General features: G+C 65.4%; 24 protein-coding genes. 11 read left to right on the plus strand and 13 right to left on the minus strand.

The window, feature by feature from the left end; genetic code table 11:
- Positions 1 to 3: 3 nt before the first annotated feature.
- Positions 4 to 1,290 (plus strand): serine hydrolase domain-containing protein, encoded by a 1,287-nt coding sequence (locus Q0030_RS28765; RefSeq protein WP_298374820.1) that lies wholly within the window; start codon positions 4 to 6, stop codon positions 1,288 to 1,290.
- Position 1,291: 1 nt separating this feature from the next.
- Positions 1,292 to 2,554, plus strand: a complete 1,263-nt coding sequence (locus Q0030_RS28770; RefSeq protein ID WP_298374823.1) for a serine hydrolase domain-containing protein — start codon at positions 1,292 to 1,294, stop codon at positions 2,552 to 2,554.
- Between the two features lie 144 nt (positions 2,555 to 2,698).
- Here the strand turns inward: Q0030_RS28770 and Q0030_RS28775 are convergent, their stop codons facing one another.
- The 8 genes from Q0030_RS28775 to murI form a co-directional block, all read right to left on the minus strand.
- Positions 2,699 to 3,766, minus strand: a complete 1,068-nt coding sequence (locus Q0030_RS28775) for a threonine aldolase family protein (protein WP_298374825.1) — start codon at positions 3,764 to 3,766, stop codon at positions 2,699 to 2,701.
- Between the two features lie 92 nt (positions 3,767 to 3,858).
- Positions 3,859 to 4,101 carry a type II toxin-antitoxin system RelE/ParE family toxin gene (locus Q0030_RS28780; RefSeq protein WP_363323505.1) on the minus strand — a complete coding sequence of 81 codons (243 nt, stop codon included), beginning with the start codon at positions 4,099 to 4,101 and terminating at the stop codon, positions 3,859 to 3,861.
- Entirely contained in the window at positions 4,080 to 4,307 is a 228-nt protein-coding gene (locus tag Q0030_RS28785; RefSeq protein ID WP_298374831.1) for a hypothetical protein, read from the minus strand. The genes Q0030_RS28780 and Q0030_RS28785 overlap by 22 nt, the downstream gene beginning before the upstream one ends.
- A gap of 132 nt (positions 4,308 to 4,439) precedes the next feature.
- A complete protein-coding gene (gene rpsD, locus Q0030_RS28790; RefSeq protein ID WP_298374834.1) occupies positions 4,440 to 5,057 on the minus strand; it encodes a 30S ribosomal protein S4 in 618 nt (205 codons plus the stop codon).
- A 269-nt stretch (positions 5,058 to 5,326) separates the two neighbouring features.
- Positions 5,327 to 6,112: an acyltransferase gene (locus tag Q0030_RS28795; protein WP_298374837.1), complete on the minus strand. Its 786-nt coding sequence runs from the start codon at positions 6,110 to 6,112 to the stop codon at positions 5,327 to 5,329.
- A gap of 125 nt (positions 6,113 to 6,237) precedes the next feature.
- Entirely contained in the window at positions 6,238 to 6,627 is a 390-nt protein-coding gene (locus Q0030_RS28800; RefSeq protein ID WP_298374840.1) for a cupin domain-containing protein, read from the minus strand.
- Between the two features lie 296 nt (positions 6,628 to 6,923).
- On the minus strand, positions 6,924 to 7,700 hold the full coding sequence (locus Q0030_RS28805; RefSeq protein WP_298374842.1) for an aldolase/citrate lyase family protein: 777 nt from the start codon (positions 7,698 to 7,700) through the stop codon (positions 6,924 to 6,926).
- A gap of 59 nt (positions 7,701 to 7,759) precedes the next feature.
- A complete protein-coding gene (murI, locus tag Q0030_RS28810; RefSeq protein ID WP_298374845.1) occupies positions 7,760 to 8,557 on the minus strand; it encodes a glutamate racemase in 798 nt (265 codons plus the stop codon).
- A 172-nt stretch (positions 8,558 to 8,729) separates the two neighbouring features.
- On the opposite strand from murI, the gene Q0030_RS28815 reads away from it, so the two are divergent.
- Positions 8,730 to 9,329 carry a cytochrome b gene (locus Q0030_RS28815; RefSeq protein ID WP_298374848.1) on the plus strand — a complete coding sequence of 200 codons (600 nt, stop codon included), beginning with the start codon at positions 8,730 to 8,732 and terminating at the stop codon, positions 9,327 to 9,329.
- A gap of 94 nt (positions 9,330 to 9,423) precedes the next feature.
- Positions 9,424 to 10,449: an agmatine deiminase family protein gene (locus tag Q0030_RS28820; RefSeq protein WP_298374851.1), complete on the plus strand. Its 1,026-nt coding sequence runs from the start codon at positions 9,424 to 9,426 to the stop codon at positions 10,447 to 10,449.
- A 60-nt stretch (positions 10,450 to 10,509) separates the two neighbouring features.
- On the opposite strand, the gene Q0030_RS28825 is transcribed toward Q0030_RS28820, so the two are convergent.
- The 4 genes from Q0030_RS28825 to Q0030_RS28840 form a co-directional block, all read right to left on the minus strand.
- Positions 10,510 to 11,682, minus strand: coding sequence for a M20 aminoacylase family protein (locus Q0030_RS28825; protein WP_298374854.1), 1,173 nt, complete (start codon positions 11,680 to 11,682; stop codon positions 10,510 to 10,512).
- Positions 11,683 to 11,890: 208 nt separating this feature from the next.
- Positions 11,891 to 13,198 carry an adenylosuccinate lyase gene (purB, locus tag Q0030_RS28830; protein ID WP_298374857.1) on the minus strand — a complete coding sequence of 436 codons (1,308 nt, stop codon included), beginning with the start codon at positions 13,196 to 13,198 and terminating at the stop codon, positions 11,891 to 11,893.
- 161 nt (positions 13,199 to 13,359) lie between these two features.
- On the minus strand, positions 13,360 to 14,019 hold the full coding sequence (locus tag Q0030_RS28835; protein WP_298374860.1) for a response regulator transcription factor: 660 nt from the start codon (positions 14,017 to 14,019) through the stop codon (positions 13,360 to 13,362).
- 25 nt (positions 14,020 to 14,044) lie between these two features.
- Positions 14,045 to 15,415: a histidine kinase gene (locus tag Q0030_RS28840; protein WP_298374863.1), complete on the minus strand. Its 1,371-nt coding sequence runs from the start codon at positions 15,413 to 15,415 to the stop codon at positions 14,045 to 14,047.
- A 221-nt stretch (positions 15,416 to 15,636) separates the two neighbouring features.
- Here Q0030_RS28840 and Q0030_RS28845 point away from each other — a divergent pair, with 221 nt between their 5' ends.
- The 7 genes from Q0030_RS28845 to Q0030_RS28875 all read left to right on the plus strand — a co-directional run bounded on the left by Q0030_RS28845 (position 15,637) and on the right by Q0030_RS28875 (position 21,363).
- Positions 15,637 to 16,413, plus strand: a complete 777-nt coding sequence (locus Q0030_RS28845) for a MotA/TolQ/ExbB proton channel family protein (RefSeq protein WP_298374866.1) — start codon at positions 15,637 to 15,639, stop codon at positions 16,411 to 16,413.
- Entirely contained in the window at positions 16,410 to 17,081 is a 672-nt protein-coding gene (locus tag Q0030_RS28850) for a hypothetical protein (protein WP_298374869.1), read from the plus strand. The genes Q0030_RS28845 and Q0030_RS28850 overlap by 4 nt, the downstream gene beginning before the upstream one ends.
- Positions 17,074 to 17,682, plus strand: a complete 609-nt coding sequence (locus Q0030_RS28855) for a hypothetical protein (protein ID WP_298374872.1) — start codon at positions 17,074 to 17,076, stop codon at positions 17,680 to 17,682. The genes Q0030_RS28850 and Q0030_RS28855 overlap by 8 nt, the downstream gene beginning before the upstream one ends.
- A 630-nt stretch (positions 17,683 to 18,312) precedes the next feature.
- Positions 18,313 to 18,447: a hypothetical protein gene (locus Q0030_RS28860; protein ID WP_283808131.1), complete on the plus strand. Its 135-nt coding sequence runs from the start codon at positions 18,313 to 18,315 to the stop codon at positions 18,445 to 18,447.
- A complete protein-coding gene (locus Q0030_RS28865) occupies positions 18,444 to 19,037 on the plus strand; it encodes a TetR family transcriptional regulator (RefSeq protein WP_298374879.1) in 594 nt (197 codons plus the stop codon). The genes Q0030_RS28860 and Q0030_RS28865 overlap by 4 nt, the downstream gene beginning before the upstream one ends.
- A gap of 107 nt (positions 19,038 to 19,144) precedes the next feature.
- On the plus strand, positions 19,145 to 19,885 hold the full coding sequence (locus tag Q0030_RS28870; protein ID WP_298374884.1) for a metallophosphoesterase family protein: 741 nt from the start codon (positions 19,145 to 19,147) through the stop codon (positions 19,883 to 19,885).
- Between the two features lie 5 nt (positions 19,886 to 19,890).
- Positions 19,891 to 21,363 carry a bifunctional serine/threonine-protein kinase/universal stress protein gene (locus tag Q0030_RS28875; RefSeq protein ID WP_298374887.1) on the plus strand — a complete coding sequence of 491 codons (1,473 nt, stop codon included), beginning with the start codon at positions 19,891 to 19,893 and terminating at the stop codon, positions 21,361 to 21,363.
- On the opposite strand, the gene rpe is transcribed toward Q0030_RS28875, so the two are convergent.
- Complete coding sequence (rpe, locus tag Q0030_RS28880; protein ID WP_298374890.1) at positions 21,364 to 22,065, minus strand: ribulose-phosphate 3-epimerase; 702 nt, start codon at positions 22,063 to 22,065, stop codon at positions 21,364 to 21,366.
- Positions 22,066 to 22,154: the final 89 nt, after the last annotated feature.

The following is a 22,154-nucleotide window of genomic DNA, read 5'->3' on the forward strand; positions in this document are numbered from 1 at the left end:
CAAATGCATTCAATTCGTTTGACGTGCGCGGCCGCGGCCTCCGCGGTGTTGCTGGCGGCATCGTTGGCGTACGCGCACACCGAGGGCACCTACGAGATTCCGGCGGGTGCGCATTTCAACCCCGACAAGCTCGCCAAGATCAGCGAGTTCTTCAAGAATGAGGTCGCGACCGGAAAGATTCCCGGCGCCATCGTCCTGATCCAGCAGCACGGCAAGCCGGTGTATCACGAGGCTTTCGGCGTGCAGGACGTGGTCAGCAAGGTGCCGATCACCGACAAGACCATCTTCCGGTTGGCTTCGATGTCCAAGTCGATCACCGCCGTGGCCTCGATGCAGCTGCTGGAGGAGGGCAAATACAAGCTCGACGATCCCGTCTCGAAATACATTCCTTCCTTTGCCAACATGAAGGTCGGCGTCGAGAAGAAGGCCGAGGACGGCACCAAAACGCTCGAGCTGGTGCCACTGAGGCGGCCGATCACGATCCTCGATCTGATGACGCATACGTCGGGCATCACCTACGGCTTCTACGGCGACAGCCTGGTCCGCAAGGCCTACAAGGAAGCCAATATCTACGGCGGAGATTTCGATCTCGCCGAATTCGCCGAGCGGATCGCCAAGCTGCCGCTTCACAACCAGCCCGGCGCGCTCTGGCAATACGGCCATTCCACCGACATTCTGGCGCGCGTGATGGAGATAGTCACCGGCGAGAAGCTCTCGACGATCGAGCGCGAGAAGCTGCTTGACCCGCTCGGCATGAAGGACACCGGCTTCTTCGTCACCGATCCCGAGAAGCAGAAGCTGATGGCCGAGCCGATGCCGAACGACAGCGATTTCCGGGTCGGACGGGTCAACGATCCGACCAAGGTCAAGAAATGGGAATCCGCCAGCGGCGGCATGGTCTCAACCATGGCGGATTATTCGCGCTTCGCGCAAATGCTGCTCAATGGCGGTACCCTCGACGGCAAGACCATCCTGAAGCCCGAGACGTTCAAGGAGCTGACCACCGACCGCGTCGGCCCGGGCTCCGGCGTCGATCGCGACTTTTTCTACTTCCCTGGCGATGGCTTCGGTTTCGGGCTCGGCATCGCGGTGCGCACCGATCCGGGCACCGCGAAGCCGCCGCCGCCCGGCGATCTCGGCGAGCTGAAATGGGATGGCGCCAGCGGCTGCTATTACATCATCGACCGCAAGCAGGACTTCTTCTTCGTCCTGCTGGAGCAGACGCCGACGGAGCGGCAGCGCATCCAACGGACGTTGAAGCAGCTCGTCTATGAAGCCATGGAGAATTGATATGCGTGGGTGCCGCGCGTTCGTCGCGGCGCTCGTGCTCGCGTCCGCTGCAACGGTTGCGCAGGCCGGCTCCCCGGGGCCGGCTCCGCACAGCTTCTCGGCGGAGGGCCTCGCCAAGGTCTCCGACTATGTCAGGAACGAGGTCGCGACCGGGAAGATTCCCGGCGCGATCCTGCTGCTGCAACAGCACGGCAAGCCGGTCTACTACGAGAATTTCGGAGTTCGCGACGTCGCAACCGAATTCTCGATGAGCGCGGATACCATCTTCCGCCTCTATTCGATGTCGAAGCCGATCACGTCCGTCATCGCCATGATGCTGGTGGAGGAGGGCAAGCTCGCGCTCAGCGATCCGGTGTCGAAATACATTCCGGCCTTTGTCGACATGAAGGTCGGCGTGGAAAAGCGCGGCGATGAGGGCAGGGCGGCGATGACGCTGGAGCCGCTCAAGCGTCCGGTGACGATCGAAGACCTGATGCGCCACACCGCAGGTCTGCCCTACGGCTATTATGGCGGCGGTGTCGTCAACAAGACCTACGCCGATGCCGGCCTGTTCGACAACGATCCCGACAATGCCGAATTCACGGCGCGGCTCACGGCACTGCCGCTCGCCGAACAACCCGGAATGCAATGGGATTATGGCCATTCCACCGACGTGCTCGGCCGCATCATCGAGGTGATCACAGGAAAATCGCTGTTTCAGGTCGAGAAGGAGCGGCTGCTCGGTCCGCTCGGGATGAACGAGACCGCATTCTATGTTGCCGACCAGGCGAAATGGCCGCTGATCGCCGAGCCGATGCCGAAGGATCGCACGCTCAGCCCGGTCGCCGACGTCAGCGACCCGCGCCAGCCGCTGCGACGGGAATCCGGAGGCGGCGGCATGGTCGGCACCATCGGCGACTATGCGCGCTTCTCGCAGATGCTGTTGAACGGCGGCAGCTATGGGGGGAAGCGCTACCTGAAACCGGAAACCATCGCCCTGATGGCGTCAGATCACATCGGTCCCGAAACCGGTGTCGTGCGCGACAAGAACTATTATCCAGGGCCGAACTCCGGCTTCGGCCTCGGCTTCGCGGTCCGCACCTCGGTGCCGGAGAACACGTCCTGGCCGCTCGGCGAATATCGCTGGGACGGCGTCGGCGGCACGTTCTTCTTCATCGACCCCGCCGACGATCTGTTCGGGATCTTCATGGTGCAGACGCCGTCACAGCGCGGCCGCATCCAGCAGGAGCTGAAGACGCTGATCTACCGGGCGATGGGAAGGTGACTTGACACAAGACTGTCACTCGTCATTGCGGGCGAAGCGAAGCAATCCATCTCGCCACTTGCCGAGAGATGGATTGCTTCGTCGCTTCAGCGCAAAATTGCTTTGCAATTTTGTCGCGAGCTCCTCGCAATGACGGTGTGCGAGCTACGCCCCGCGGACGATATCCCTGACGTGCCCGATCGCTTCCTCGATCATGGCGGCAGTGACGTCGAGATGCGTGCAAGCCCTGATCCGGCCGTCCATCATTGCGAGCGTCACGCCGCGCTTGCGCAGCTCGGCGACCATCTTGTCGCCGGATACGCCTGAGCCGTCGGGCTTGAAAAAGACGAGGTTGGTCTCGGGCGCTTGCACCGCGATGCCGTTGATCTGCGACAGCCCGCGCGCCAGCGCCCGCGCGTTGGCATGGTCATCGGCGAGACGGTCGACATGGTGATCGAGCGCGTAGATGCAGGCGGCGGCACAGACGCCGGACTGCCGCATCGAGCCGCCGAGCCGCTGCTTCCAGCGCCAGACGTCGTCGATGAAGGCGCGGGTGCCAGCGATCACGCCGCCGATCGGTGCGCCGAGGCCCTTGGAGAAATCGATCCAGGCCGAATCCCAGCCCGCCGTCATGTCGCGCGGCGAGATGCCTGAGGCGACGGTCGCATTCAGAAGGCGTGCACCATCCATATGGGTCACAAGCCCGTGGTCCTTGGCGATGCGCACGACCTCGTCCAGCGCGGCCTTCTTCCAAATCGTTCCGCCGCCGATATTGGCGGTCTGCTCGACACTGACGAGCACCTGCGGCGGCTGGTAGCGGGTGCGTGGATGCAGCGCGGCGCGGAACGTCTCCGGCGTGAACTGGCCGTCATCGCCCGGCAGCTGCGTGATCTGGAAGCCGCCGAGCGCCGCATGCGCACCGCCCTCGCGGGCGATGATATGCGCGGTGGCGTGCGCCAGGATCTCGTCGCCGGGGCGGCAATAGGCCAGCGTCGCCGCGACGTTGCACATCGTGCCCGACGGCATGAAGACGGCGGCTTCCTTGCCGAGCAGATCGGCGACGCGGGCGTTGAGCTCGTTGGTGGTCGGATCGTCACCGACCTGCTCATCGCCGACCTCCGCCCTCGCCATCGCCTCGCGCATCGCCGGCGTCGGCTTCGTCTGTGTGTCCGACAACAGGTTGATACGGACGGCGGGCGCCTTGGGATCGGGCCGGGCAGGGGTGTAGTGCATGGCTTTCCTCATCGCTCCGCTAGCGCGCGGATTCGCCGCTAGCGTATAGGCTTCCGGGCAGCGTGACGAAACCGCATAATGATGATCTCGGTCTACGTTACGCGATAGTCGATCAGGTAGGGGTATGGTGTGGTCGAAAGCCGGCGGACGCCTGGACGGCTCGTCGCGCGCCCAGCACGGGGTTGCTCTTGCAGCAGCGTGATAAGGGTCTGGATGCGGTCGCGGACGTGGATCGCCCCTTGAGGCGATCGCGCTTCGATATCGGAGAGCGCTCGATCGATCTGAGCAAGGGCGTGTCGCGTATAGCGGACGTTCACAGCCCGTGCTTTCTCCACATCGCACGAACTTCCTCGTCCGTTGCCAACTCGCCGCGTGCAATCTCGGCGTCAGCTTCAGCCAGATCGGCGTTTTCTTCCGGCGTGAGCTGGAGCGGCGGCTGGTCGACACCGGCAAGCTGCAGCATGATACGCGCGAGCGCATCCTGCTCGGTGTCAGGCAAACTTGAAACCGTTTCGAACGCTTCTTCGAGTAACCGGGTCATCGGCAAGTACCTCTACGGGCAGCCATCTGCCAAGTCCTACGCATGCAAGTCCGCGAATAGTAGTCGTCCTGCGCCCAAACAAAAAGGCCCCGGCAAAACCGGGGCCTTTCGGATCTCGCATGCGTGCTGTGATCAGCGCGAATAGAATTCGACGATCAGATGCGGCTCCATCTGCACCGGGAACGGCACGTCGCCGAGCGCCGGGATGCGGACGAACTTCGCGGTCATCTTGCCATGATCGACTTCGAGGAAGTCGGGCAGGTCGCGCTCGGGCAGCTGGGCGGCTTCCAGCACCGGGGTGAGCTGCTTGGAGGCTTCCTTGACCTCGATGGTGTCGCCGACCTTCAGCTTGTAGCTGCCGATGTTGACCTTGCGGCCGTTCACCTTGATGTGGCCGTGGTTGATGAACTGGCGCGCGGCGAACATCGTGGCGACGAACTTGGCGCGATAGACCACGGTGTCGAGACGACGCTCGAGCAGGCCGATCAGGTTCTCGCCGGTGTCGCCCTTCAGGCGGCTGGCCTCGACATAGATGCCGTGGAACTGGCGCTCGGAAATGTTGGCGTAGTAGCCCTTGAGCTTCTGCTTGGCGCGGAGCTGCACGCCGAAGTCGGAGAGCTTGCCCTTGCGGCGCTGGCCGTGCTGGCCGGGGCCGTATTCACGGCGGTTCACGGGGCTCTTCGGGCGGCCCCAGATATTCTGGCCCATGCGGCGATCGATCTTGTACTTCGCCTCACTGCGCTTTGTCATCGCGTCCTCTTTGATAGCCGTCGCTACCCAGCGCCCGGCGTTTTGTCAGTTTCAGGTTTGAGGAGACGCGCCCTCCTGTGTACCGGCCAAAAGGCCTGTACCGACAGGTCCGCCTCGAAAGCTCGGGGAGAACCACGGGTCGCGAAACGCATCGCGGGCCGAAACCGGCCCGCGAGCAACGGTGGTCTTAAGGAGAAAGTCCGGTTCTGTCAAACAAAACGCAGGCCGATTTGGGCCGAATCGGCGTCAAAATCGGTCCCTTTCGCAGCTCAAAGCCGGGTTCCGGCCGCCCGGACCGGCCGGGCGTCGGCTTGCGGCCGGATCGCGCACAATTCCGCGGCGATTTCCCCGCCCAGCACCTGCTCAAGCCGGGTCAGGGTCTTGGCGATCAGGGCGGCATCGCAGACCAGATGGTCCCAGCGCAGCACCACATCGACGGTCAAGTCCGGCTTGATCACGCCATAGCTCAGCAGAAACGGCCCGGGGCTCAGCGCGTGCAACTCGCCCGGGCCATAGGCCGCGACCGAGGTGACACCGAAGTTGCCGCAGAAATTGGCGCGCTGCCGGCCGAAATTCATCCCGATCGCCCATGCCAGGCGGCGCAGCGGAAACGGCAGGCGCGTCACACAGAGCATCTTGCGGAACGAAGGGATCTCGTGCAGCGGCGCGGTCTTGGCGCGCCGGATCAGCGCATCGACATCGCCAAGCGCCATCTCGTCGGCTCCGCAGACGCGCTCGAACAGCACGCAATCCTCGCCCTTCTCAACGCGCGCAATGGCCACCATGCCGACGCTGCGCGGCAACTCGTAGAGGCAGGGCCACGGCCATTTGGCGTGCAGCGTGCGCAGGGTCGGCTCGGTCCTGGCGACCAGCGCGAATGCCTTGACGAAGATCGAGGCCCAGCCCGGCGCCTGCGCCGCGCGTGCGCGGGCCTCGACCACCGCACGAACGTTCAGCGAGCGCGTCAGGGAGACGAACGGCACGCCGGCCGATGCGTACATCAGATCGGCGACGAGACGGCGCGGCAATGAAATCCGACGAAATTTACCGCGCATCTGTTCGGTTCGTATCCCCTGCAATCAGGCAAAAATCAAAAATCAAAGGCCCGGCGAGCTCGGATTGTTGCTCGCCGCACCTGAAGCCAACATGAACCAACTGGTCGGAGGCCAACAGGTTCGGCTCACGGCGCCGGTTTGGCCAAGGGCTCGCCGGCCTTCACCACATAGACCCCTAGCACCTTGAGCGGCTTGTCGCCGGAAGTTTTGGCATCGTGCACCGCACCTTCCGGGATTTGGTAGGAATCGCCTGCCTTCAGCTTCAGCGGCGGCTTGCCGTCGATCACAAGTTCCAGCTCGCCTTCCAGCACATAGCCGGTTTCAGCGCCGGGATGGCTGTGACGACCCGACGCACCCCCGGCCGGAACCTCGGCAATCGCCGTGACCGTGTTGTAGCCCGCCGGGAAATCGACCTTCTGTAGCGGCGTCCGCTTGATGCCGCTCTGCTGCGCAAAGGCAGCGCCGGCACCGGCAAAGGCAATCACGGTGAGACCAAGCAGCAATTTCCTGAACATGCATTTTCCTTCCCAAGGCGCGAAACTCTAGCAGCGCGGAATCGCGGCGGAAAGCGGGCGAAGTGTGATCTGCGCTTGCGACGTTCGGATAAGTCCGTTCATCCAATAGTGCAGGCTGTCGTTGAATTAGGCGCGGCCGAGATTACGCGAGGCTGACAAGCTGTTCAGGCAATTATGGCGCTCACCCTTCAGGGTGTCGAAGACACGCTCAAGTTGTGCAGCGATTCCTTCGTGACATGACTGGAACTTGCTCGCCGGCGGAGCACGCGTGGGCGCGGCGCGCGATGACCTCACGCCTACCGCTTGATCCCGGCGAATGCGGCGGCGATGCCGCGCTGGAACAGCGACCAGTCGAAGCCGAGCGCAAGCGCGAGGTAACCGCGATCGATCATCGCATTGGCCTGCTCGGCGGTGCGGGCGACGCCGCCGATCGGCACGCCGCTCTTCAGGATGCCTTGTTCGGCGCGCTGTATCAGCGCGACCACTTCGGGGTCGTCTGCTAGCCCGCGCTTGTTGATCGAGGTGGCGAGATCGCCGGGCCCGATCACTGCGAGGTCGATTCCCGGTGTCGCCATGATCTCGTCGATCCGGTTGACGGCATCGACATGCTCGATCGTGATCATGCAGATCATGTCGTCGTCGGCGGTCGCCATGTAGTCGTTCATCGAGACGCCCCAGCGGAACGGCGCATGGAACGGCCCCCACAGCCGGTCGCCCTTCGGCGGATAGCGCACGCTGCGCGCGGCCTTCTCGGCGTCGTCGCGGTTGCAGATCATCGGGAAGTTGATGCCGAGCGCACCGATATCCATCGGCGCCTTGGCGAGGTGCGGCTCGTTGGCGGCGATCCGCACCATCGGCACGCAAGGCGTGCCCGAAGTTGCCACGATCATCGCGTGCGCGGTGCCGAGGTCGATCGGCCCGTGCTCGAGATCGACGATGATCCAGTCCAGCGACTGCGCCATGATCTGCACAGTCTGGATGCTTGGAATCGTCGCGATCGCGCCGAAGGTCGGGCGCTTGTCGCGCCACGCCTGGCGCAAGCGGTTGAGCGGCGTCAGCGGTGCTGTGGTCAAATGCGGTCCTCCCTCGAAGGCGGGCAGAGGCTAGCAGCGCGCTGTGACGGCGAAAAGGATCAGGCCGGGACTCTGCCGCCGAAGAATGGCGTCAGCGCTTCGGTCAGCCTGTGCGGGCGCTTCGAGGTGAAGATCATCTCGGCGCCGGCCTCATCGCTCTCCGAGCCTGCCGGGCCGAGCAAATCGGCGACGCGGCGGGCGATCGCCGGCGCCGGATCGATCCAGTCGACCGGCCAGGGCGCGAGCCTGGTCAGGCGCTCCAGCAGCAGCGGATAATGTGTGCAGGCCAGCACGACGGTGTCGGTGCGGGCGGGGTCATTGGCGTCATCGCCGACGAAGCAGGGCGCCAGTTCGGCGGCAATGTCCTCGTCGCGCACGGTCAGCCCGCTGAGCGCGGCTTCCGCCAGCGAGGCGAGCTCGCCGGAGCCGACCAGCGTCACCTCGCAGCCCTGTGCGAAATCCGAGATCAGCTTGCGGGTATATTCACGCTTCACGGTGCCCCTGGTGCCGAGCACCGAGACGCGGCGCGTCCGTGACGAGGCGCAGGCCGGCTTGATCGCCGGCACCGTGCCGACGAAGGGCAGGCGGTAGGCATCGCGCAGATGCGACATCACAAGGGTGGATGCCGTGTTGCAGGCGATCACGACGAGGTCGGGCGCATGGGCCTCGATCAGCTCGCCGACCAGCGGCACCACCCGGGCGATGATCTCGTCCTCGGTATGGTGGCCATAAGGGAAGAAGGCGTCGTCGGCGACATAGACATAGTGGGCGTCGGGCCGGGCGCGGACGATCTCGCGCAGCACGGTAAGGCCGCCGAGGCCGGAATCGAAGATGAGGATGGTCGGGGGAGTGGACACGGTGAAAAGTCTATCCGAAGCAGGGTTACCATTCAGTTGTTTTGGCTATCCGGCCACTGGGGCCGACAAAAGGCGGTGAAGGCGGGAATTTCATATGGCTTTGGCCTATCCCTGCAAGTATCACGGCAAACTATTGCTGCGACGTGCGAAATCCAAACGGGGCCATTCGACCATGATCCGCAATACCACCGCGAGCTGGGGCTCGCTCGCCCGTGCGTTCCACTGGGTGCTGGGCATCGCCATCATCGGCATGCTGGCCTATGGCTGGTGGATGAACCACATCCCGGCACGGGCGGACAAGTTCTTCTACCGGGCGATCCATGCCGATATCGGCTACATGGTGCTGCTGCTGACCGTGTTGCGGCTGCTCTGGCGCGGCGTCAACCCGACGCCGGCGCTGCCGGCCGAGATGCCCTCCTGGCAGCGGATCGCCGCCCGCGTCAGCCATGGCGCGCTCTATGCCGTCACCATCCTGGTCGCGATGCTGGGCTGGGCGCATTCCGGATCCCGTGCCCAGGACTATTCGAGCTTCTTCGGCCTGTTCCATGTTCCCCAGATCACCTCGCCCGACAAGGCCGCGGCGGACGCCTATGAAGATCGTCACATCTTCTTCGCCTACGTCCTGCTCGCGCTGATCGTGCTGCACCTCGCCGCGGTCGCCTTCCATCATTTCGTCAAGCGCGACCGGGTCGCGGCGCGGATGATGGGGGCGGGCGAGGTCGACCACGCCCAAGAGGCGGCGCGGGCGGCGACGCCCAGGACGAGCGGGTGACCGCCGAGCCCTTGAACGGCCAAGTGATGGCATCGCACCGGCGACGGCGCTAGTCTGGCGGTGAACCCGGGAGGGCCATCGCGGCCGAACGCTCGTGGATGATTTGACGCGGGACACGACGAACTGGCGGATGCCGGACGAGGGCGCGCCGCATGCCGCGACCTGGATGGCGTTCGGCGCCAGCGCCGCGATCTGGGGCGGCAAGCTGCTTCCGGCGGCGCGGGAAAATCTCGCCAACATTGCCAAGGCGATTGCGGCCTATGAACGCGTCAACATGCTGGTGCGCGAGGAGGACCGCGAGATTGCCGCGCGGCTGTGCGGCCCCGCGGTCAGCCTCGTCGTGCAACCGGTCGACGACGTGTGGATGCGCGACACTGGACCGGTGTTTGTGCGGGACCCGTCGGGGCAGCTTGGCGCGGTCGATTTCAACTTCAACGGCTGGGGCAACAAGCAACGCCATGCGCTCGATGCCGAGGTCGCCGCGCATGTCGCCGGTGCCGCGAACGCGACATTCCTCAAGGCGGGCCTGGTGCTGGAAGGCGGCGGGATCGAAGTCGACGGTGAGGGGACGGCCATCATCACCGAGAGCTGCGTCCTCAACCCAAATCGTAATCCCGGCGTCTCCCCGGAAAAATGTGAGACCGAATTGTCTCGCCTGCTCGGGCTGGAAAAGATCATCTGGCTGCCCGGCATCGCCGGCAAGGACATCACCGACGGACATACCGACTTCTACGCACGCTTTGCCAGTCCCGGCGTTGTCGTGGCCGGCCTGGAAGTGGACCCGTCGTCATTCGATCACGCGGTGACCAGGCGACACCTCGATATCCTGCGCGGCGCCATTGATGCGAAGGGCCGTCGTCTGGATGTCGTGGTGTTGCAGGGCCCGTCGACGGTGCGTCCAAAGCACGGCAGCAAGGACTTCGCTGCCGGCTACATCAATTTCTACGTCTGCAACGGCGTCGTCATCGCACCGGAATTCGGCGACGCGACCGCGGACCGCAACGCGCGCGATATCCTGCGCGACCTGTTTGCTGACCGGGAGATCATCCAGCTCAACATCGACGGCATCGCTGCCGGCGGCGGCGGCATTCACTGCACCACGCAACAGCAGCCGCGTTGATGTAATTGGCCCGGCTGCGACGGATCGCGGCCGGGCCGTTCATCGATTGCGCAAGCGGTGCTAACCCGCCGGCATCTGCTTCTCGACCAGACGCACCCAATACGAGGCGCCGTGGCCGAGGATGTTGTCGTTGAACTTGTAGGCCGGGTGGTGACACATCGGGCCGTCGCCCATGCCGAGGAAGACGAACGCGCCGGGGCGCGCTTCCAGCATGAACGCGAAATCCTCGGCGCCCATCACCGGCACCAGATTGTCGTTGACGCGTTCGGCGCCGGCCACATCGCGAGCGACTTCAGCGGCGATGCCGGCTTCGCGCGCGTGGTTCAACGTCACCGGATACATGCGTCCATAGTCCGTCTCCGCGGATCCGCCATAGGCCTTGGCGATGTTGGAGGCGACCTCGCCGATCCGGCGCTCGACCAGATCGCGCACGCCGGGATCGAGCGTGCGCACGGTGCCGCCGAGCGTGACGGTCTCCGGGATCACGTTGAACGCGGTGCCGGCCTCGAACATCGTGATCGAGATGACCGCCGATTTCAGCGGATCGAGATTGCGCGACACGATCGATTGCAGCGCATTGATGATCTGGGCACCGATCAGCACGCTGTCGACCGCCTCGTGCGGGGCGGCGCCGGCGTGGCCGCCCTTGCCGTGGACGACGATCTTCAAGGTGTCCGACGAGGCGAGCATCGGGCCGGGCGTGGTCGCGAAATAGCCCTCGGGCAGGCCAGGCATGTTGTGCAGGCCATAGACCTCCTGGATGCCCCAGCGGGTCATCAGCCCGTCGTCGACCATCGCCTTGCCGCCGGCGCCGCCTTCCTCGGCGGGCTGGAAGATCACGACCGCGGTGCCGTCGAAATTGCGGGTCTCGGTAAGATATTTTGCGGCGCCCAAGAGCATCGCGGTGTGGCCGTCATGGCCGCAGGCGTGCATCTTGCCGGGGATCTTCGAGGCGTAGGCGACGCCCGAGGCCTCGGCGATCGGCAGCGCGTCCATGTCGGCGCGCAGCCCGATGGTCTTGCCCGATCCGGACTTGCGGCCGCGGATCACGCCGACCACGCCGGTGCGTCCGATCCCCGTCACCACCTCGTCGCAGCCGAACTCGCGCAGCTTGTCGGCGACGATGCCGGCGGTGCGGTGCACCTCATAAAGCAGTTCGGGATTCTCGTGGAAGTCATGGCGCCAGGCGGCCATTTCATCCGAGAGGGCAGCAACGCGATTGACGATGGGCATGGGAGCGTCCGTTTCTTGTGAGCTTTGTAGTGAACCGTGTAGGGCGGGTCAGCGTAGCGTAACCCGCCGGCTTGTCACGCGAAAGCGACCGTGATTCCCGGGCGATTCGAGCCCCATTCGCAATTGCGAACTGTGGAATCCAGAGGTTGCGGCGCGAGATTCCGGGTTCACGCGTGGTGCGCGTGCCCCGGAATGACGGAGCAGATCCTCACGCTTCGCCGAATACCCGCTGAAAGATCGTGTCGACATGCTTGAGGTGATAGCCGAGGTCGAACTTTTCCTCGATCTCGGCGTCAGTCATGTACTTCTTTACGTCGGGGTCGTTCTTCAGCAGCGTCTGGAAGTCGCCTTCGCCGCGCCAGACCGGCATCGCGTTGCGCTGCACGAATTTGTAGGCGTCCTCGCGGCTGGCGCCCTTCTGGGTCAACGCGATCAACACGCGCTGCGAATGCACGAGGCCGCCGAGCCGGTCGAGGTTCTTCTGCATGTTCTGCGGATAGACCAGCAGCTTCTCGATCAGACCGGCGAGGCGGACCAGCGCGAAGTCGAGCGTCACGGTAGCGTCGGGGGCCATCATGCGTTCGGCCGAGGAGTGCGAGATGTCGCGCTCGTGCCACAGCACGACGTTCTCCAGCGCCGGCGTCACATAGGCGCGCACCATGCGCGACAGGCCGGACAGGTTCTCCGACAGCACCGGATTGCGCTTGTGCGGCATCGCCGACGAGCCCTTCTGGCCCTCGGAGAAGAACTCCTCCGCTTCCAGCACCTCGGTGCGCTGCAAATGGCGCACCTCGACCGCGAGTCGCTCGACCGAGGCGGCGATCACGCCGAGGGTGGCGAAATACATGGCGTGGCGGTCGCGCGGGATGACTTGCGTCGAGACCGGCTCCGGCCGCAGGCCCATCGCCTTTGCGACGTGCTCTTCAACCCGCGGGTCGATCTGGGCGAAGGTGCCGACCGCGCCGGAGATCGCGCAGGTCGAGATTTCGTCGCGCGCCGCGACCAGGCGAGCGCGGGCGCGCGCGAACTCGGCATGGGCATAGGCGAGCTTGAGGCCGAACGTGACCGGCTCGGCATGGATGCCGTGCGAGCGGCCGATGGTCGGCGTCATCTTGTGCTCGAAGGCGCGTGTCTTCAGCGCCGCCAGCACCCGGTCGAGATCGGCGATCAGGAGGTCGGCGGCGCGCTTGAGCTGGACGTTGAGGCAGGTGTCGAGCACGTCGGAGGAGGTCATGCCCTGGTGCACGAAGCGCGCCTCGGGGCCGACGATCTCGGCGAGATGGGTCAGGAAGGCGATGACGTCGTGCCTGGTCTCACGCTCGATCTCGTCGATCCGCGCGACGTCGAAGGTGGCGTCCTTGCCCTTGGCCCAGATCGTCTTGGCGGCTTCCTTGGGGATCACGCCGAGCTCGGCCAGCGCGTCGGCGGCATGCGCCTCGATCTCGAACCAGATCTTGAAACGCGTCTGCGGCTCCCAGATCGAAGCCATTTCCGGGCGGGTATAACGGGGGATCATCGCGCACTCCGAATCGAGCGGGGCGGGGCCGCTCACAAAGGGAATATAGTGCGGAAACCGGCCAAAATAACCGGCGCGGCGGCCGTTGCCCGGATGAGCGCAAACCGGGGGACTTGCAGCCGGTCCCGGGTGTCGCTGCGTTCACCCGGGCTACGAGATGGCTACAAATTCGCCAGCCCGCATTCGACGGCCAGACGGACCAGCTGGGCATCGGTCCGCATGCCGGTCTTGGCCTTGATCAAATAGTGGTAGTTCTGCACGGTCTTGGTGCTGAGGTTGAGATTGGCCGCGATCTGTTCCTTGGTGCTGCCGGCCGCGAACTGCCGGAGGATCTCGATCTCCCGCTCGCCGAGCTGGTCGAGGGCCGATTTGGCCGGCACCAGGCTCTCCAGCGCGAGCACCCGGGCGACGTCGTCGCTCATCGCAGGCTCGCCGCGCGCCACTTGGCGGATCGCCGCGATCAGCTCGGCCGGCTCGCTGCCCTTGGTGACGAAGCCGCTGGCGCCGGCGCCGAACGCCGCCTTCACCTGGGCGGCCTCGCTGTGCATGCTGAAGACCAGGATGCGGGCGTCGGCATCGCGCGCGCGGATGTTGCGGATCGCTTCGAGTCCGCTCGCGCCGGGCATCGAGATGTCCATCACCACCACATCGGGCCCGTGCGACTTGAAGGCGCGGTAGGCATTGGCGGCGTTGTCGGCCTCGGCGACCACGCTGAAATCGTCCTGATGCTCCAGCACGCGCCGGTAGCCCTGGCGGACGACGGGATGATCGTCGACCAAGAGGATCGAGATGCCGCGACTCTTTACGTTCGTTGCCTTCACGGTTGTCGTCTTCGCGGTCGTCATCTCAGGCAGCAAGTGGAATCGTGGCGGCGACCGAGAGGCCGCGGCGGGCAGCCGCGATCGACAGCGAGCCGCCAAGCGCTGCGACGCGCTCGCTGACGCCGGTGAGGCCGAAGCCCGCCGACTGCGCCACCTTGACCGCATCGCCGCCGCCATCGTCCTCGACGCGGACCAGCAGCGCGTTCTCGGCTCCGGTGCGCCGCTCGATCCGCAGCACGATCTCGCGCGCGGCGCTGTGACGCAACGCATTGGTCAGGCACTCCTGCGCAATGCGATAGGCCGTCGCGGCGACCGTGCCGCTGATGTCGGCGAGGTCGCCCTGCAGATCGAGCTGGATCATCGGCTGCGTCGTGCGCGATCGGCAGCTATCGACGAGATCGACCAGGCTTGCCTCCAGCCCGAGCTCTTCGGCCGGCGGATGGCGCAGGCGATTCAGCGTGTCGCGCAGGCAGGCGATGATGCGGCGCGTGGCCTGCGAGATCATCCGTGCGTCCTGCGCAATTTCGGTGCCGGCGGCGTATTTGTCGCCGGCGCTTGCCTCGATCGTGGTGGCGAAGGCGAGGATCGCGGTGAGATTCTGGCCGAACTCGTCGTGCAACTCGCGGGCCAGCGCGCGGCGTTCGTCGCTGCGGATTTCGAGCAGCCGCCGCGTCAGCAGCGTACGCTCTTCCTCGGCCTGCGCGAGGCGGTCGCCGAGGTCGCCGACGGCGCGTCCGATCATCGCGAGATCCATCGAGCGGACGCGCGGCAACGGCGTGCGGTACTCGCCGTCGGCCATGCGCCGCAGCGCCGACACGATCGAGTGGGCGGGCGCCAGCGTATGCGCGATCGCGAGCGAGGCGAGCAGCGCGATGGCGAGCGCCATCAGCAGCGCGACGTGGATGTTGTCCAGGATGTGCTGCCAGGCGAGCGCGATCGCGGCGTCCGGATCGGAGATGGCGCGGACGGTTCCCGCGGTCGCGGCGCGGGCGCTGATCGGCCGCTCGACGGTGGCGTGATCGCCGAGCACCGTCTGCACGGTGGCCGCGAACCAACGCGGCGGCGCCTTGCCAATCCCCTTGCTCTGGCCGCAGAGCGGCTTCTCGAAGGCACCGGCCGGTTCGAACTGCACGCAGATCCCCGGCGCGATCAGTCCCATGGTTTCGATGGTGCGCCAGTCCGGCGCCGGCAGCAGTTGCTCGCGCATCCGGTTGCTGCGCAGCAGCAATTCGCGCCAGTACAAGGCTTCAAGCGCCTGCGACACCCGCTCGGCGGACGCCGATGTGGCGCGATCGACGCTGCGATAGGCATCGATCGTGGCCCAGACGGTGGCCGCGCCGAGGCACAGCGCGACGATGACAAGCAGGCGGGCGACCAGTTGAAGCACGAGGCGCATGCGATCACTCCACGGCCGGAGCATGATCCAGAAAGAGGAGCGAAGCCTAACAGCAACCCCGTTCGCGGCAAGTACGAGCATGCCCAGCCATGCAGGTCGGGAAATTTGCCCGACGAAATTTGGGCAGATGTCTTTGGACGGCGCCCACAGGCTCTGCTCTAACGGGAGGCGAGGACCTCGCGGGGCCTCATGGAACAGTCATCGCAGGGAGCTCACGCAGCATGAATGCCAAGGTCGGCGCCGCCGCATCGGCCGGCACGGATGCGGCGGAGCGCAGTGTCCTGCTGCTCTGGATGATCTTCACCGGCCTTTCGGTGTTCGCCGCCTTCCTGCTGTGGCGCTACGGGCTGATCCGCCTGATGGTCAATTCCGACCGCACCTACATCTCCAGCGTCATCGCCGTGCTCTACATCGTCACCTGCATGCATTGCTTCTGGCGGACGCGGGCGATCGCGCGGGAAGGGGAGGTTGCGCGCGGCTGCCGCGCCATCCTCGCCGCGCCCGACGGCGCCAAGGTGCTCGCATCGGATGCGCGCGGCCTGCCCCGTGGCCTCGTCACCGATCACATCAAGAGCCTGGTGCAGAAGGCCGATGCGCAAGCCAAAGGGCGCATCGACCAGACCCTGCTGCTGCGGACGCTGGCCGACCGCCTGCGCGGCTCCAACGGTTTTGGCGCCTTCGTCTCCGACACGCTGATGAAACTCGGCCTGCTCGGCACCATCATCGGCTTCATCATCATGCTGGCGCCGATCGCCTCCCTCGATGCCGCCGATAAGGTCGCGATGAAATCGTCGATGGGCCTGATGAGCGACGGCATGGCGGTTGCGATGTACACGACGCTCGCCGGGCTGATCGGATCGATCCTGGTCCGGATCCAGTATTACATGCTGGATTCCGCGACCCAGCGGGTGTTCTCCGACGCCGTCGTGCTGACCGAGACGCACGTCACCCCGGCGTTGGAACGCCGCCTTGGTACGCCCCTTGGATCGCCGCCATGATGGACGAGTTCGGGCTCTATCCGCGCGAGGAGCCGTTCGATCCGCTCGGGGTCATGCTGTTCAAGGCGCTGCAGGTGATCGCTTTCCTGTTCTTCCTCGCGCTGCTTTCGGTGTCGCCGGATTCCAAGGAAGGCAAGATCGACTCCAAGGCGGAGTTCATCATCACGATGGACTGGCCGGACAACCATCCCGACGACCTCGACCTGTTCGTGCAGGACCCGGCCGGCAATATCGCCTGGTACCGGCATCGCGAGGCCGGCTTCCTGACGCTCGATCGCGACGATCGCGGCGGCGCCAACGACTTCATCGTGGTCAACGGCAAGAAGATCGCGTCCCCGATCCGCGAGGAGATCGTCACCTTGCGCGGCATCGTCGCCGGCGAATACACCGTCAACGTCTCGCATTTCCAGGCGACGACCGGCGAGCCGGTGCAGGCGAATGTGAAGGTGCAGAAGCTCAATCCGACGGCGCAGGTGATCTTCGACGACAAGCTGACCGTCAACCACACCGGCGACGAGAAGACCGCGGTCAGGTTTCGCCTCGACGCCGAAGGCAAGGTGATCAACGTGGATCAGCGGCCGAAATCGCTGCTGGAGACGTTCCGCAACGTCCACGCCAACGGCGCCGATCTCGACCCGAAGACCGGGGTGAGGATGCGCCGTGATTAGTCTGCAGTCGGTGATCCTCACGCTAGCGGTGGCCTACGCGATGGTCGGTGCGCTGCTGCTGATCGTGCTGGTCTATGCGCGGCTGCACTGGTCGCTGAAGGCTGTCGTCATCGTCGTCACCAGCGCGTTCTATTTCGTCAGCTTCGGCGGCATGCGCGGCCTGCTCGGCTGGGCCTCCGCGGAGAAGCTGCCGGCGAACTTCAAGCTGCTGTCGACGCGGATCGTGGAGCCGCATTCGCTGGAGGGCGATCCGGGCTCGATCTATCTTTGGGTTGAGGAACTCGATGAAGACAACCGGCCGAGCGCCGTGCCGCGCGCCTTCCGGATTCCCTACAGCGATGCGTTGGCCGAGCAGACCCACACCGCCGACAACGAGATCAAGGCCGGGCATCCGCAGGGCGGACGGGCGGCGGATTTCGGCGGCGGCGACGGGACCATCATGGACTTTGTCAGGGAGTACATCACGCCGAAGACGATCCTGGAGACCACCGGCGGCGATTCCACGACCGGGACCTTCGTGCCCCCGCCGGCGGGCGCGCAAGGATCGGTCTTCACGCCGCTGCCGCCGCCCCGGATGCCGCCGAAGGACGAGCAGCAATAGAGGGATGCGCACCACAACGAGGATGGCATAAAAATAGGGATCGCCAATAATCAGTCAGAGGCGTGGACAGTAGTCATCCGGAATTCCTCAATTCCCTGAACCGTGTAGTCTTAGAGCTAACCGGGGCTAGATTTCATCCCCAAGCCATTTTCCCGGCAAAGGGGCCGCTGCGTGAAGCGGCCCCTTTCGATTCCGGCGCCTGGTTCCCGGCACCGTGCGGCGGCCTCAGAGCACCGTCAGGAATGCGATCGCGAGAACCATCAGCCACCCGACGATGACGAGCGAGACCACCGCGCCCGCGGTGATCTTGGCGATCTCCTTGAAGGTCGTCGGCCGGTCCATGGCAGCGTCTCCCGGGTAGCCCCCTAAGCGGGAGATAGGCACGGACCGGCGGATCGCCCGGCTGCTCACGGAACGGTGTAGCGCGCTATACGGCCGTGCCGGACGGGCCCGGCGGCCCGTCCAGGCCGCATGGCTGTCATCTCGCAAAGTTTGTCTGACAGATATTGAAATCTGTCAGCGGGATGGTGTATATACTCGGCAGCCCAAGGGAGGAGGGCGCCCAGTGGCTGTTCCGGCGTTTGGCCGGGGGAGCCGTACTTAATTTGACTACCTCGAAGGACTACCTCCATGACGATAGAAATCTTTCAATTAACCGCCCAGATTCAACAGTGGCTCAACCATCGCGTCGCCCGCCACTTGGCCGCCCAGGCCGCCAAGTTCACCCGCGGGCAGGACAGCGATAACCAGACGGTAAACGCATGAACGAGGCGGTGGTTTTGACTCCGGAGCGGATCCTCGAGGCAACCGAGGATGTCTTGAGGCGCTTCGGGCTCGCCAAGGCCACCGTTGTCGACGTTGCCCGCGCGCTGGATGTCAGCCACGGCAGCGTGTACCGCCATTTCCCCAGCAAAGCCTCGCTGCGTGACGCGGTCGCCAAACGCTGGCTCGACCGCGCCAACGAGCCGCTGTGCAAGCTCGCGGCAAGCGATGGCCCTGCGCCGGAACGGCTGGAGAAATGGCTGCGCACCGCCTTCACGATCAAGCAGAAGAAGGTCTGCGACGATCCCGAGATGTTCGCGACCTACCTCGCGCTGGCGCAGGGCGCGCGCGAGGTGGTGGAAGCCTACAAGGACAAGCAGGTCGATCTGATCGCGAAGATCCTGTCCGACGGTGTCGCGCAGGGCGTGTTCGAGGTCGACGATGTGAAGGCGACCGCGCGCGCCGTATTCGACGCAACCGTCCGCTATCACCACCCGGCGCATGCCGAGGAATGGGCCAAGCCAGAATGCCCGTCGCGGATTGACGCCCTGATCGCCCTGCTGCTGCGGGGCGTGCGGGTGTGCAAGCACTAATCGACCGTTCTTCCGACATCCCCTGATCACCTGATGCCTTTGGCCCGATTGCGAGCCCGGGGCCGCGTGTGCTTGATATCGGGCACGGATCAGCGGTACGGACCACGATGCGGCTTGCACTCTTTGCCGATATTCATGCCAACCGGCAGGCCTTCGCGGCCTGCCTCGACGCTGCGCGTGCGCGCGGCGCCGAGCGGCTGATTTGTCTTGGCGATATCGTCGGCTATGGCGCCGATCCCGAATGGGCCGTCGACACCGTGATGGACCTCGCCGCGAAGGGCGCGATCGCGGTGCGCGGCAATCATGACAATGCGATCGGCGTGCCGAGCGACAGCATGAATGCCGATGCGCAGGCCGCGATCGACTGGACCCGCAACCGGCTAAGCGCCGGGCAGAAGCAGTTCCTCGCCGAGCTTCCGATGTCGCGGGATGAGGACAACCGGCTCTACGTGCATTCCGAGGCGTCCGATCCGGCGAAATGGCGCTATGTCCGCGACACCTCCGATGCCGCGCGCAGCATGATGGCAACCGAATTGCAGATCACCTTCTGCGGCCACATCCATCGTCCCGGCCTCTACTCGATGTCCTCGACCGCGAAGATGACGAGCTTCGTTCCGACTGCGGGTGTGGCGGTGCAATTACTGACGGGGCGGCGCTGGCTCGCCGTGCTCGGCTCGGTCGGCCAGCCGCGTGACGGCGATCCCGCCGCATCGTTTGCGATGTTTGATACCGTGAGCCGCGAGATCACCTATCACCGCGTGCCCTACGACGTCGCGACCGCCGCGGCGCGGATCAAGGCCAACGGTCTGCCGCTCTGGCTCGCCGACCGCCTCGCCGTCGGCAGGTAATGCCGATGGCGGCGCTGACGATGCAGGCGGGCGCCGAGATCGATGGCTTCACCATCGGCGAGCGCGTGCACCGCGGCGGCATGGCGACGCTGTGGAGCGTCACCCATCCCGGCATCACCGTGCCGCTCTTGATGAAGGTGCCGCTCACCTCGGAGGGTGAGGATCCGGCCGCGATCGTCAGCTTCGAGATGGAGCAGATGATCCTGCCGCGGCTGTCGGGGCCGCACGTGCCCGCCTGCTTCGGCAGCGGCGATTTCGAGCGCCAGGCCTATGTGGTGATGGAGCGCATCCCCGGGCAGACGCTCTACAAGCGGCTCGACGCCCTGCCGCTGCCGTATGAGGAGGTGAGGGTGATCGGCGGCAAGGTCGCGACCGCGCTCGCCAGCCTGCACCGGCAGAACGTCATCCACCACGACATCAAGCCGAGCAGCATCATGTTCCGCGAGCGCGGCGAGGCCGTGCTGATCGATTTCGGCCTCTCGCATCACCAGCATCTGCCCGATCTGTTGCAGGAGGAGTTTCGGCTGCCTTACGGCACCGCGCCCTACATGGCGCCGGAACGCCTGCTCGGCGTGCGCGACGATCCGCGCAGCGACCTGTTTTCGCTCGGCGTGCTGCTGTATTTCTTCACCACCGGGGTTCGCCCGTTCGGCGAGACCGAGACCCTGCGCGGCATGCGCCGGCGGCTGTGGCGTGATCCCACGCCGCCGCGCAAGCTGAAGCCCGACTATCCGCTTTGGTTGCAGGAGATTGTGCTGCGGTGTCTCGAGATCGACCCGGCCGCACGCTATCCGACAGCGGCGCAGCTCGCGTTCGATCTCGGCCACCCCGAGCAGGTCAAGCTGACGGCGCGGGCGCAGCGGCTCGACCGCGATCCGCTCGGCACGGTCTGGCGCCGCCGCTTCAATCTCGGCACGGTGCCGCCGCGGCCGAAGTCCGACGTCGCGGCCCAGCTCGCATCGAGCCCGATCGTTGCCGTGGCTCTCGATCTCGGCGAGGGGACCGAGGCGCTGAACGAGACCATCCGCGTCACCGCCGAGCAGGTGCTCTCGACGTCGCCGTCGGCGCGGCTCGCCTGCGTCAACGTGCTGAAGCTCAATCTCCTGGCGATCGACCGCAGCCATGACGAGCAGGGCCAGAGCAAGCATGTCGACCGCCTGGTGGCGCTCCAGCATTGGGCGCGGCCGTTCAAGCTCGAGGAGGGGCGGCTGACCGTGCATGTGCTGGAGGCGATCGATCCCGCCGCCGCCATCCTGGAATTCGCCGCGATCAACCTGGTCGACCACATCATCATCGGCGCGCGGCAGAACTCGCTGCGGCGTGCGCTGCTCGGCAGCGTGTCCGCCAAGGTCGCCGGTGAAGCGCCGTGTACGGTGACCGTGGTGCGGCCGTCGCGGCTAGCGCCGGCGACGGAGGCTGAAGACGGCGCGGCGGACCCGGCTGCCAGTGCCGCGGTCACGCCGCCCGCATTGTTTTGATCAGATCGCTTCGCCGCGCGCGTCAGCCGCTGCATTGCGGATCGCGGCGATGTTGGTCTTGTAGGCCTCGACGGTGCCGCCCTTGAACACGGCAGATCCGGCGACGAAGGCGTTGGCGCCGGCGGCGGCGAGTTGGCCCGCGACATCGGGCGCGACGCCGCCATCGACCTCGATGTCGATCGGGCGGCCGGCGACCATCGCCCTGACGTCAGAGATCTTGCCGATCGCCGAGCGGATGAAGGCCTGGCCGCCGAAGCCGGGATTGACCGACATCACGAGCACCAGGTCGATCAGGTCGAGCACATATTCAATCGCGCTCGCCGGCGTTGCCGGATTGAGCGAGACGCCGGCCTTCTTGCCGAGCGCGCGGATCGCCTGCAGCGAGCGATGCAAATGCGGGCCCGCTTCGGCATGCACCGTGATGTGGTCGCAGCCCGCCTTGGCGAACGCCTCGAGATAGGGATCGCAGGGCGAGATCATCAGATGCGCGTCGAAGATCTTCTTGGTGTGCGGCCGCATCGCCTTGATGACGTCGGGGCCGTAGGAAATGTTCGGCACAAAATGTCCGTCCATCACGTCGAGATGGATCCAGTCGGCGCCGGCCTGGTCGACGGCACGGACCTCCTCGCCGAGCTTTGAGAAGTCCGACGCCAGGATCGACGGGGCGATGACAAGGGGACGCGGGGTGAATGACTGAGTCATAGCGCAGTTCCGAAAGGCTTCAGGGGGCGACGGGTGATCCCGCCTAACATGCGCAGGCGTGGCGGGCAATGCGAGCGGACGGCACCTCG

Source organism: uncultured Bradyrhizobium sp. (genome assembly GCF_947648125.1).
Lineage (GTDB): Bacteria > Pseudomonadota > Alphaproteobacteria > Rhizobiales > Xanthobacteraceae > Bradyrhizobium.

What these genes read in the sequence shown, in the direction of transcription:
- Q0030_RS28765 (WP_298374820.1), top strand. Translation starts at nt 4, where the DNA reads ATGCATTCAATTCGTTTGACGTGCGCGGCCGCGGCCTCCGCGGTGTTG.
- Q0030_RS28770 (WP_298374823.1), top strand. Translation starts at nt 1,292, where the DNA reads ATGCGTGGGTGCCGCGCGTTCGTCGCGGCGCTCGTGCTCGCGTCCGCT.
- Q0030_RS28775 (WP_298374825.1), bottom strand. Translation starts at nt 3,766, where the DNA reads ATGCACTACACCCCTGCCCGGCCCGATCCCAAGGCGCCCGCCGTCCGT.
- Q0030_RS28785 (WP_298374831.1), bottom strand. Translation starts at nt 4,307, where the DNA reads ATGACCCGGTTACTCGAAGAAGCGTTCGAAACGGTTTCAAGTTTGCCT.
- rpsD (WP_298374834.1), bottom strand. Translation starts at nt 5,057, where the DNA reads ATGACAAAGCGCAGTGAGGCGAAGTACAAGATCGATCGCCGCATGGGC.
- Q0030_RS28795 (WP_298374837.1), bottom strand. Translation starts at nt 6,112, where the DNA reads ATGCGCGGTAAATTTCGTCGGATTTCATTGCCGCGCCGTCTCGTCGCC.
- Q0030_RS28800 (WP_298374840.1), bottom strand. Translation starts at nt 6,627, where the DNA reads ATGTTCAGGAAATTGCTGCTTGGTCTCACCGTGATTGCCTTTGCCGGT.
- Q0030_RS28815 (WP_298374848.1), top strand. Translation starts at nt 8,730, where the DNA reads ATGATCCGCAATACCACCGCGAGCTGGGGCTCGCTCGCCCGTGCGTTC.
- Q0030_RS28825 (WP_298374854.1), bottom strand. Translation starts at nt 11,682, where the DNA reads ATGCCCATCGTCAATCGCGTTGCTGCCCTCTCGGATGAAATGGCCGCC.
- purB (WP_298374857.1), bottom strand. Translation starts at nt 13,198, where the DNA reads ATGATCCCCCGTTATACCCGCCCGGAAATGGCTTCGATCTGGGAGCCG.
- Q0030_RS28840 (WP_298374863.1), bottom strand. Translation starts at nt 15,415, where the DNA reads ATGCGCCTCGTGCTTCAACTGGTCGCCCGCCTGCTTGTCATCGTCGCG.
- Q0030_RS28845 (WP_298374866.1), top strand. Translation starts at nt 15,637, where the DNA reads ATGAATGCCAAGGTCGGCGCCGCCGCATCGGCCGGCACGGATGCGGCG.
- Q0030_RS28850 (WP_298374869.1), top strand. Translation starts at nt 16,410, where the DNA reads ATGATGGACGAGTTCGGGCTCTATCCGCGCGAGGAGCCGTTCGATCCG.
- Q0030_RS28860 (WP_283808131.1), top strand. Translation starts at nt 18,313, where the DNA reads ATGACGATAGAAATCTTTCAATTAACCGCCCAGATTCAACAGTGGCTC.
- Q0030_RS28865 (WP_298374879.1), top strand. Translation starts at nt 18,444, where the DNA reads ATGAACGAGGCGGTGGTTTTGACTCCGGAGCGGATCCTCGAGGCAACC.
- Q0030_RS28870 (WP_298374884.1), top strand. Translation starts at nt 19,145, where the DNA reads ATGCGGCTTGCACTCTTTGCCGATATTCATGCCAACCGGCAGGCCTTC.
- Q0030_RS28875 (WP_298374887.1), top strand. Translation starts at nt 19,891, where the DNA reads ATGGCGGCGCTGACGATGCAGGCGGGCGCCGAGATCGATGGCTTCACC.
- rpe (WP_298374890.1), bottom strand. Translation starts at nt 22,065, where the DNA reads ATGACTCAGTCATTCACCCCGCGTCCCCTTGTCATCGCCCCGTCGATC.